This window comes from Candidatus Culexarchaeum yellowstonense, from assembly GCF_024707025.1.
Classification (GTDB): Archaea; Thermoproteota; Methanomethylicia; order Culexarchaeales; family Culexarchaeaceae; genus Culexarchaeum.
This window is the reverse complement of sequence record NZ_JANGFQ010000140.1, coordinates 1-2,241: the sequence shown is the minus strand read 5'-3', so window position 1 is coordinate 2,241 and position 2,241 is coordinate 1. Positions and strand designations below refer to the sequence as shown.

At 37.1% G+C, this 2,241-nt stretch carries 2 protein-coding genes; both read right to left on the bottom strand.

From position 1 onward, the window contains the following. Positions 1–114 precede the first annotated feature (114 nt). Positions 115–372 carry a ribbon-helix-helix domain-containing protein gene (locus MRT15_RS09710; RefSeq protein ID WP_304329894.1) on the bottom strand — a complete coding sequence of 86 codons (258 nt, stop codon included), beginning with the start codon at positions 370–372 and terminating at the stop codon, positions 115–117. Between the two features lie 501 nt (positions 373–873). Further along, positions 874–1,143, bottom strand: a complete 270-nt coding sequence (locus MRT15_RS09705; RefSeq protein ID WP_304329893.1) for a hypothetical protein — start codon at positions 1,141–1,143, stop codon at positions 874–876. Positions 1,144–2,241 lie beyond the last annotated feature (1,098 nt).

Sequence of the window (2,241 nt, the reverse complement as noted above, 5' to 3'; positions counted from 1 at the left end):
CAATACGCCTAACTAAAATAAATTATGAAAAACTCTTCCAAGAACTTCTTATCTAAACACCACTAGGATCAAGCCTACCGAAGGTCACCACAATAATGCTATCATACACGTAGCTCATCTCTCCCTCAAAAGTTGCTCAGTCGCACCACTGAGATCTATTGGTATTCTACCCTCAATTTTCTCAAGCTCAAACAACTTCTCCACAGCCTCATGTAGGTAAGTTAAATTTTCCATGCCAAGCTTTATAAGCTCCCTTATAGCTTCACTCCTAGACCGAAAAACACCATACTCCACAAGCCGATCAATCTCCCTCAATTCCCTCTCACTCAACCTTACTGAAATAACCTTCATAACTATACGTGATATGAACATGCCACAAAAACATATAAACATTCCATAACATACATCCACACTTAAAATTCAATTGTAACAGTCAATGAATATTTAGAGTTCATAATGTAAGGGGGATACCATTCTGAAACTTATCGTTGACATAATAAACCCACTGCACAATTATTCAAATCTCCTATCCATGACTATAGGACATGCCCTCCAGAATTCATTTACATGAATTCACATGTAGAATTCCCTAAATCAAATCAGTGTAAATTGAAAGAATTCTTATGAAGTCCACATTAATTGAATGTCTTAGATTTGGGAATTCAATGAGGGGTTGTGATGACTTCTACCCCAGAACCATACTTTCGCCCCAGAACTATTACACAACCTCACCCCCCAAGATTTCTGGAAATTGAATTTCTAAAGTGAGGTGAAGGGGGAGGCTAAATTATTGAAAATGGTAATGTTAGATTTTACATTTAAGGATCAAGTAATTCATGTTTCATACAAAATTTTCCATTTAATAGCCTCCAGTTAGATCCACCAAGGTACAACTTCACCCACCTCTTCAGCAAGCTCCTTAAGCTTCCTTCTAACCCTCTTATGGTAGTGATATGCGAGTATGATGATGAGTGTAATGGGAGGTGTCATTATTATGAAGGTTAGGATGGGGTATTCAGCTGTGACAATCACATACACACAAAATAGGAGTGCAATTATCATGGAGATTTTGTAAGCTACACATTTCCCCTTCAACTCCCTATACTCCCGCCTCCTCCAATCATTCATTACATCAACCACCATTCACAATCCATTTCAAAGTATTCGTCAAAGTAAATAATAATGTTTACCCATGAAGATGCCTATTACATCAATCTAGACATATCAAATAAATGATCGTAGCACATGCTTTTCCAACGTTAATGTACACATTCAACTCTCTTAAGAGATTCTCGACATGAATATTGCAGGTTAAAGCAGACATCCACGATCAGCACATCTCATACTCTTCATAGCCCTACAGCTCAGCGCTGCAATGGCTCATCATACACATTCAAACCCTTTAAGAAATCCCAAAATATATTTTTCGACCCAAAACCTCAATCCAAAATTCAAATTTAAGAACTACAAATTTTCACTCTACAATTCCCTTCTCAAAATTCCTCACTCTCGTACTCAACAACTTATACTTTCAATTCTCTTATTGAGATTCATTAGATGGACAATTTGAATCGTTGGGCTTTAAACCACAACCATTCGTAGCATGGCAACAACCAGAAGCAGTACAAGTTGTAATCAAGCAATCACATACCCATCCATCAGCTGTACATTCATATTTGCAATCGTGGTACCAGTCTAACCCCTTACAGTGATCAACACAAGGTTTAGATGGTTTAACCTGCTGGTTCTGATATGTGCACCACCCGTAGTGGTCGCAGGGCTCGCAAGCTCCGCTTTCCCAGCACCAGCAACAACCTGCATTATAATAACAATAATCACCGCTTTGATATGGATCGGGGCAAGCTCCGTATATACTGCATTGATTAACGCAGTTTGCTGTGTAGTCATAACATGTAGCTTTAACTTCTAAGGAGAGGAAAACGAAAATAAAAGAGAGGGTTAGTATTAGAAAAATTTTCTTTCTCATTAGATTATTTTAGGAAAGTTATAAAGAGTTGACAAGAACCATCCCCTCTTAACAAATTAACTTTTTAAATTATAATGATAAAATATTTTTAGAACGTTGGGGATGGGAATGGAGAAGAAGGGGAAAAAAAGAATATACTGCTCTTTACAATGTTCTTAACAATAGTATTAATAGCGGTGGTGATGATTTCGATCCAGTACGGCTTTAACTTATCAGATATTCTTTACAGAAGAAAAAAATTTGAACCATTAAAG